Below are 7883 nucleotides of genomic sequence, written 5' to 3'. Positions count from 1 at the left end.
CCCACCCGATTGCCCTCGGCCTTTGGGTGCCGTTGCGCGCGGCGCCGAAGGCCAGGGGCGGATGTGCGGGCCGGACTTCCGGGCAACCGAAGGCAGGGGTGCAGGGCCCGTAAATATACGGTCCAGGACCCCCACCCCGGAGGCCCCGGCCCCGACCCCGGCCCGACCCACGAACGGCTCAGCCCAGGAGACCCTTCAGCCGCTCGGCGAGAAGGTCCCAGCGCCAGGCCTCCTCCACCCACTGGCGCCCCCGTTCCCCCAACCGCCGCCGCAACGCGGGATCCTCCAGGAGCACCACGATCCGCTCAGCCGCGGCCGAGGGCGAACCGCCCTCAACCACCCACCCCGTCTCACCGTCGAGAACGGCGTCCGGCGCGCCCCCCGAGTCCCCCGCGACGACCGGCAACCCCGTGGCCGACGCCTCCAGGTAGACGATGCCGAGGCCCTCCACGTCCAACCCGCCCCGCCGGGTCCTGCACGGCATGGCGAACACATCCCCCGCCCCGTAGTGCGCGGGCAGTTCCTCCCAGGCCACCGCCCCGGTGAACCGCACGGATTCGGCCACCCCGACCTCCGCGGCGAGCCGCTCCAGCGCCGAGCGGTACGGCCCCCCGCCAACGATCAGCAGCACCGCGTCCGGCACCCGCCGCAGAATCTCCGGCATGGCCCGGATGAGCGTGTCCTGCCCCTTGCGCGGCACAAGCCGCGAAACGCACACGACAACAGGCCGATCACTCAGCCCCAACCGGGCCCGTACCACCGCACCCCCCGACCCGGGGTGAAAGGTCTTCTCGTCAACCCCCGGAGGAAGCTGCACCATCCGCGCGGCCGCCCGCGCGGAAAGCGCACCCGAGATCCGCGACCGGGTGTACTCCCCGAGGTACGTCACAACGTCCGTACCCTCACCGATGCGCCGCAACAGCCGCCTGGCCCCCGGCAGTTGGGCCCAGCCCGCCTCGTGCCCGTGCGTCGTCGCCACGATCCGGCGCGCCCCCGCCGCTCGCAGCGCCGGGGCCATCAGCCCGAGCGGCGCGGCGGCGCCGAACCACACCGAGGAGCAGCCGTGCTCCCGCAGCAACCGCACCGCCCGCCGGGTGACCCGGGGGGTGGGCAGCAGCACGCTGGTGCGGTCCCGCACCACCGGGAACGGCTGCTCCGCGTCGAAGGCGGCGACCTCCTCGCCGTCCTTCCAGGTGGAGGCGTAGACAACGACCTGCCCCGGGTCGAGGCGCAGCGCCATGCTGTGCACGAAGGCCTGGATGCCGCCCGGCCGTGGCGGGAAGTCGTTGGTGACGATCAGGGTCTTGTTCATCGCCCTCAGACCGTACCCGGTACGCCGTGGGCCCGCGCCAGCCGATGGTGGCGTAGCCTCGCGATGACCCCGCCCGACCCGCGCACGAAGGAGCCTCCGCTGCCGGACCTCACCGACGACCCCCGCACCGCGCCCGCACGCCTCGTGCCGCGCCCGGCGAGGAACGACAGCGAGACCACGCCTTCCACCCGCCTGTCGCGCACCGTCGGCCGACTGCTGACCGACGCCGGTCCGGCGCTCGCCGTGTGGGCGGGCGCGGCGCTGCTGCAGTTGCTGATGCTGTGGTGGCTGAGCACCCGCCCGGACTGGCTGCACGCCGCGCTGACGCCATGGGACAACCAGTGGTACGTCTCGATCGCCGAGCAGGGCTACCCGCACTCGTTCAGCTACGACGCGAACGGCCAGTTGACCGGCAACACGCTGGCGTTCTTCCCGCTCTACCCGCTGCTGATCAAGGTGGTGGCGGCGCTCACCGGCCTGGGCGGGCAGAGTGCGTCCATCGTGGTCGCCTGGCTGGCCTCGGCGGGCGCGTCGGTGGCCGTCCACCGGCTGGCGCTGCGGCTGTACGGGGAGCGCGCGGCGCTGTGTCTGGTACTGCTGGTGTTCACCCAGCCGATGGCCATCACCTTGTGGATCGGCTACAGCGAGAGCCTGTTCCTGCTGCTGGCGGCGTGCTGTCTGCTGGCCGCGCACCGCAGGGCGTGGCTGACCGCGGGCGCGCTGGCGCTGCTGGCCGGTCTTGCCCGGTCGACCGGGGTCGCGCTGGCGGTGGCGCTGGCGCTGGCGGCGGTGCCGCCGATGTGGCGGGAGCGGCGGATCGACTGGCGGGCGGTGGCCGCAGTGGTCGTCGGTTCGCTCGGCGTACCGCTGTACCTGGCGTGGGTGGGGCTGCGGCTGGGCAGGCTGGACGCCTGGCTGGTGGTACAGCGCGCGGGCTGGCACACCGCCTGGGACTGGGGGTACGCCACCTGGCAGTTCCTCGACGACACCCTGCAACGCGGCCATGACTGGGTGCCGGTGGCCACCGCCGTACTGCTGGTGGCGCTGGCCGCGGCGAGCGTGACCGCGCTGCTGCGTCGGCCGTGGCCGCCGCTGGCGGTCTACGGGCTGCTGGTGTTCGCGCTCACCGTCGGTCAGACCAACTACTACCACTCCAAGCTGCGGCTGCTGGTGCCCGCGCTGCTCGCGCTGACGCCGCTGGCCCGGGCGTTCGCCAGGGCGGGGGCGCGTTCGGCGGCGCCCGCGGCGGCGGTGTTCGCGCTGTTCGGCACCTGGTTCGGCGCGTACATGCTGACCAACTGGATCTACGCGATCTGAGCCCGCTGGTAGTCCCGTGCGGCGGCGATGCGCTGCACCGCCGTCGGATGGGTGCCGAACAGCAGGTGCAGCGCTCTGGGCGGGTCCGGGTCGGCCACGTTGGCCACCGTCAGTCGGCGCTGCATGGCGATGAACTCGCCGGGATCGCCGGTGAGTTGCAGCGCGTGCCGGTCGGCGCGCCGCTCCACCCGGCGGGTGAGCGCACAGCCGAAGGGACCGGCGAGCGCGGAGCCGAGCGCCGCCAACGCGGCCAGCAGCGCCATCGACCGCGGGTCGGCGAACCGGTGCACACCGGCCGCCGCCAGCAGTGGCGACCACCGCACCAGCACGGCGAGCAGGCACACCCCAAGCGCCGCGCCGAGCGCGCCGAGCAGGGTGCCGCGCGGCACGTCGCGGTGCTTGACGTGGCCGAGTTCGTGCGCCGCCACCAGCTCGATCTCCCGTGGCCGGGCGGTGGCCAGCAGTGTGTCGTAGACGACGATGCGCCGGGTCCGGCCGAAGCCGGAGACATAGGCGTTGAGCGCGGTGGTACGGCGGGAGGCGTCGGCGACCAGCACCTCGCGCACCGCGATCCGGTCCCGGGCGGCCAGCTCCAGCAGTGCCTCGCGCAGCGGTCCCGGTTCCATCGGCGTGAACCGGTTGAACACCGGCTCCAGCAGCACCGGCGCCAGCCAGGACAGCACGACGGCCGCCAGCGCCGCGGCCCCCGGCGCCCAGGCCCACCACCACCGGGTGGCCCCGGCCAGCGCGTAGACGCCGTACAGCGCGCCGAGCGCCAGCGGCGCCCCGACCAGCAGTCCGCGCGCCCGGTCGGTGAACCAGCCCGGCCAGCCCTGGGTCACCAGGCCGAACCGCTGCCGCACCACCCTCACCCGGGCGGCGAACGGCAGCTCCGCCAGCTCCGAGGCGAGCAGCAGCGCGAGCCCGCCGAGCAGCACCCGGGCGATCCAGGCGCCGCCGAACGGCCGTGCCACCACGGTCACCAGCGCCGCACCGGCCGGGGTCAGTCCGAGGACCAGCAGCAGCGTCAGCGGCACCAGCCGCCCGGCGAGCAGCGGTGGCCACTGCGCCCGGCGCAGTGCGCGACCGCGGGTGATCTGCTCGGCGGAGAAGTCCGGCCGCTCGGCGCCGCCCCCCGTGTGCTCGGCGGAGAAGTCCGGCCGCTCGCCGCCGCTCCCCGTGTGCTCGGTGGAGCGGTCCGGCCACTCGCCGCTCATCCCAACTCCCTTGCCACATCGGCCCGCCAGCGGGCGGTGAACTCGTCCAGGCCCACTCCCAGTGTGTCGTGCAGCGCGGCGTCGGCGGACTCGTGCCCGGCCGCGCGGTACAGCTTCACCAGGGCCCCGCTCCCCCACTGCTCCGCGACCATCCGGCAGGCCAGCCAGGCGCCCTCGTAGGCCTGCGGCAGGCCGGTGCTGGCGCTGCCGAAGTCCGCGTTGGACGGCAGTCGCCCCGGCTGCCGTCCGGCCCGTACGTCGGCCCGCAGTTCGGCGGCGATCTGCTGGACGGGCTGGCCGGTTCCGGTGTTGCCGACCCAGTCGGCGAAGCCCTCGGCCAGCCACAGCGGGGTGTTGGGGGTGGTCGCGGTGCGGGTGGCGACATGCGTCAACTCATGGGTGAGCACGACGCGTTGGCCGAGCGGGCTCAGTCCGGCGAACACCCGCGGGTTGACGATGACCCGGTCGGCGGGCGCGCTGACTCCGGTGCCGCGCAGTTCGGCGGTGGTCACCGCGGCGATGCCCTGGTAGGCGGACGGCTGGGCGCCCAGCAGGGCGGTCATGTCGGCCTCGGTGGGCGGTACTTCGATGATCGCCCTGCCCGGCCAGTCGCCCGGCCAGGCGTTGCGCACGACGGGTACGGCGGCGTCGGCGAGCTTGGCGTACCTGGTGAGCTCGCCCTGGCCGAGTACCAGGCTGTGCCGTCCGGTCACCACGGTGAGGTGGCCCTGGTCCCAGGGCTGGACGGTGGTGTGCCTGCCCGTGGCCTCGCCGTCGGTCTGCGCGGCGACGTACCAGTGGCCGCCGCGCTCGGTCATCGTCAGATACGCCACCGAGGAGACCGGCGCGGTGTCGTAGCCGCGCAGCGTGTACTCCAGCTCCACCTGCGCGGCCACCCGCCGCCGCGCGTCCGACTCGGTGGTGAGCGGGAAGGCGCCGGTGCGTTGCAGGCGGTAGCTCCAGGAGCCGATCGGCAGCTTGACCAGGTTGCCGAACACCTGGCGCTGCGCGTCCCGGAATCCGGTCGCCGTCGGGTCGACGCTGCCCAGGAACGCGGTCTCGTCGTGCCGCAGCACGGCTTGCGCCCGGGCGTCGAGCACCGCCCGCAGGGCCGCGTCGGTGTCCGGTCCGCCGCCGCACCCGGCCGCAAGCCCGGCCAGGGCTGCCGCGCACCCGACAGCGACAGCCCGCCGGAACCCCATCCACCGCGACGGCACGCCTCGATCCTACGGTCGGCGAGCGCGCCACCCGCGTCCGCGCCCGTGGGCCTGCCCGCCAAGTGGCCTCTACGGCCGGACGACGGCCGCCACCGGCATCATGTCGACTGGGTCATAGCGGACCCGCGCCCCGGGGTAGGGGGCGTGGATGACCTTGCCGCCGCCGACGTACATGCCCACATGGCTGGCGTCGCTGCGGTAGATGACCAGGTCGCCGGGGCGGGCCTGGGACAGCGGGACATGGTGTCCGGCGGACAGCTGTTCCTGGGAGGTGCGCGGCAGGGTCATCCCCGCGTGCTGGTAGGCCCAGTACATCAGCCCCGAGCAGTCGAAGGCGCCCGGCCCGGTACTGCCCCAGGCGTACGGCGAGCCGAGCGCGGCCCTGGCGGCGGCGACCGCCTCGGCGGCCCGGCCGTCCAGCGGCCCGAGGTCCGCCAGACCCGCCACCGGGTCCGATGCGGAACCGGAAGCGGAACCCGGAGCGGAACCCGGACCGGGGCTGCCGGTGCGGTTGTTCGCGGCGGCCCCGAAGCCGATCGCGTCCCGCTGTGCGGTGGGCAGCGCGGCCAACAGCCGCTGCGCCTCGGCCAGTTTGCCCTGGACGGTCCTCTTGTGCTCCTCAAGGGTGCGGCGCAGCCGGTCGAGTTCGGCGAGCTTGGCCGCGGCCTGGTCGTGCCGCTGGGCGAGGATCCGCCGGGCGTCGCGCAGCGCGTGCAGTTGCCCGGCCCGGCGGCTGTCGACGCGGTCCAACGTGGCCGCCCGGTCGAGGTAGTCGCCGGGGTCCGAGGAGAGCAGCAGAGCCAGCGCCGGATCGACGCCACCGTCCCGGTACTGGGCGCCGGCCACCTTGCCGAGGGCGTCGCGCAGCCGGTTGACCTCGGCCTGGCTGCGGGCCAGTTCGCCCTGCAGGTCATCCAGCTCGCCGCGCAGCCGCGCGGCCCGCTCCTGGGCGGCGTCGTACTTCTCGGTGGCCTGCTCCGCCTGCTGGTACAGCCCGTTCACCCGGGACCTGAGCTCGTCCGGGCCGTTCTGCGGCGCGGCGCCCGCCGGAAGGGTGCCGGACACCGCCGCGGCCATGGCGGCCGCGGAGAGCACCGTGAACCGGGTGGCCCGTACCAGACCCGGTCGCGCGGGACGGCGATCGATCGCCATGTGAGCCGCACCTCCTTCTGTGCCGGGCAGACAGTAGCGTCGCGGTCACAGTCGGTTCAAAGCACCGGCGCGCACCGAGAACTGACGTTGTGTCGGATTCCCAGGTCACCGGCGTCGACAGGGCACGGCGCGACACTCCACGTCACCCGTCCGGCGCACGCCCGCCGCCCGGCCCGTGCCCCACCCGCAGGGGTGATCCCGGTACGCGGAAGGCCCCGCTCGGGTGAGCGGGGCCTTCGGTGCTGCCTTGGACGGGGCGGTGGTCAGCCGCCGACCCGGACGCCGAACTGGAACGGCATGTTGTTGATCGACTCGAACCGCACGCTGGCACCGGTGTGCGGGGCGTGCAGCACCATGCCGTTGCCCGCGTACAGGCCGACGTGGTGCAGGTCGCCGTAGAACAGCACCAGGTCGCCGGGCTGCAGCTGGTCCATGCTCAGGTGCGGGCCGACGTTGGCCTGGTCCCAGGTGGTGCGGGGTATGGAGACGCCCGCCTGCGCGTAGGCCCAGGAGGTCAGGCCGGAGCAGTCGAAGGAGCTGGGTCCGGTGGCGCCCCACACGTACGGCGCGCCGATCACGCTCTCCGCGGCGGCCAGCGCGGCGGCGGCGCGCTGCGAGGCGGCCGGGGAGTTGCCGAGGTTGGGGCGCTGGTTGTCACGGCTGGCCCGGCTGCTGTCGTCGAGGCTGGCGCGCTGCTGGGCGGTGAGCGAGTTGAGCAGGTCCTGCGCCTTGGACAGCTTGTCCTGGACGTCCTTCTTCTTCTGCGCGAGCTGCTTTTGGGTGCTGTCCAACTGGGCGAGCTTGGCGGCGGCCTCGGTGCGCTCCTGGTCGAGGATGCGCTTCTGTTCCTCGATCTGCTTGAGCTCGTCGGCCTGCTTGCCGCTCAACTGGTCGAGCGTGGAGGCCTTGTCGAGGAAGTCGCTCGGGTTGGAGGACAGGAACAGCTGGACCGACGGGTCGATGCCGCCGTCGCGGTACTGGGAGGCGGCGAGCGTGCCGATGTTGTCCACCAGCTTGTTCAGCGCGGCCTGCTCCCGGGCCACCTTGTTCTGCAGGTCGTTGACCTGCTTCTGGAGCTGGTCGTGCTGGGCCTTGATGCCGTCGTACTGCTGGGTGGCCGTCTCCGCCTGCTGGTTCAGGTCGTCGACCTGGGACTTGACGTCCGAAGTGCTGGGCTTCGGGTCGGCGTTGGCCGCCTGGGTGGACAGGGCGACGGCTGCCGCGGCGGTCGCGGTGAGCACGGTCACGCGGGTGCGACTCGCGGGCTTGGGACGACGGTGGGACGCCACGGAGGCGAGCTCCTTCTTCCTGCGGCCGCCTACCGGGTGAGCTGTCGGGTTCGGGCCGGAAGTAGCCCTACGGGGTCTCACCGCGTCCTGGTCGACGCGACCTGACCCCGATTCACCCCGGGAACGTGTGGTTCCCCGGCTCCGAGCGTCGGCATCCCCCGCCCTGCGTACCGACACGTCGAATTCGGCGGTAACCCCCACTGCCATCCGGGCTGGATGATCGACTGCGCGGAGGTTCGAGGCCTGACCCTAGTGACCAGGTTGTGATCGGTTCAAATCCTCGCGGGAAAAAAGTTGGCCAGCAGACGAGTTCTTTACGGACAACCCACCGCCGGTGACCGTCAATTGACCGGCCGTGGCGGGACATTGCGCCGGAAAC

Annotated in this window: 6 protein-coding genes and 1 riboswitch; of the genes, 1 reads left to right on the top strand and 5 read right to left on the bottom strand. The window is 73.4% G+C overall.

Annotation, left to right across the window (positions count from 1 at the left end; genetic code table 11):
* Nucleotides 1-178 precede the first annotated feature (178 nt).
* A complete protein-coding gene (locus tag NON19_RS30545) occupies nt 179-1312 on the bottom strand; it encodes a glycosyltransferase family 4 protein (protein WP_255932420.1) in 1134 nt (377 codons plus the stop codon).
* 63 nt (nt 1313-1375) lie between these two features.
* On the opposite strand from NON19_RS30545, the gene NON19_RS30540 reads away from it, so the two are divergent.
* On the top strand, nt 1376-2629 hold the full coding sequence (locus NON19_RS30540; RefSeq protein ID WP_255932419.1) for a mannosyltransferase family protein: 1254 nt from the start codon (nt 1376-1378) through the stop codon (nt 2627-2629).
* On the opposite strand, the gene NON19_RS30535 is transcribed toward NON19_RS30540, so the two are convergent.
* From NON19_RS30535 to NON19_RS30520, 4 genes are all read right to left on the bottom strand, one after another.
* On the bottom strand, nt 2617-3846 hold the full coding sequence (locus NON19_RS30535; RefSeq protein ID WP_255932418.1) for a M48 family metalloprotease: 1230 nt from the start codon (nt 3844-3846) through the stop codon (nt 2617-2619). The genes NON19_RS30540 and NON19_RS30535 overlap by 13 nt on opposite strands.
* Entirely contained in the window at nt 3843-5063 is a 1221-nt protein-coding gene (locus tag NON19_RS30530; RefSeq protein WP_255932417.1) for a basic secretory family protein, read from the bottom strand. The genes NON19_RS30535 and NON19_RS30530 overlap by 4 nt, the downstream gene beginning before the upstream one ends.
* Nucleotides 5064-5132: 69 nt before the next feature.
* Nucleotides 5133-6215, bottom strand: a complete 1083-nt coding sequence (locus NON19_RS30525) for a C40 family peptidase (protein ID WP_255932416.1) — start codon at nt 6213-6215, stop codon at nt 5133-5135.
* 263 nt (nt 6216-6478) lie between these two features.
* The gene (locus NON19_RS30520; RefSeq protein WP_255932415.1) at nt 6479-7504 is read right to left on the bottom strand and encodes a C40 family peptidase; all 1026 of its coding nucleotides are present in this window, start codon (nt 7502-7504) and stop codon (nt 6479-6481) included.
* Nucleotides 7505-7514: 10 nt separating this feature from the next.
* A riboswitch (cyclic di-AMP (ydaO/yuaA leader) is annotated at nt 7515-7704 on the bottom strand.
* Nucleotides 7705-7883 lie beyond the last annotated feature (179 nt).

The organism is Streptantibioticus rubrisoli, assembly GCF_024436055.1.
Taxonomy (GTDB): Bacteria; Actinomycetota; Actinomycetes; order Streptomycetales; family Streptomycetaceae; genus Streptantibioticus_A; species Streptantibioticus_A rubrisoli.
This window is presented reverse-complemented; position numbering and strand designations above follow the sequence as displayed.

Bases quoted from the DNA above. Each gene is read 5' to 3' on its own strand.
- NON19_RS30535 (WP_255932418.1), bottom strand. From the start codon at position 3,846: ATGAGCGGCGAGTGGCCGGACCGCTCCACCGAGCACACGGGGAGCGGC.
- NON19_RS30525 (WP_255932416.1), bottom strand. From the start codon at position 6,215: ATGGCGATCGATCGCCGTCCCGCGCGACCGGGTCTGGTACGGGCCACC.
- NON19_RS30540 (WP_255932419.1), top strand. From the start codon at position 1,376: ATGACCCCGCCCGACCCGCGCACGAAGGAGCCTCCGCTGCCGGACCTC.
- NON19_RS30545 (WP_255932420.1), bottom strand. From the start codon at position 1,312: ATGAACAAGACCCTGATCGTCACCAACGACTTCCCGCCACGGCCGGGC.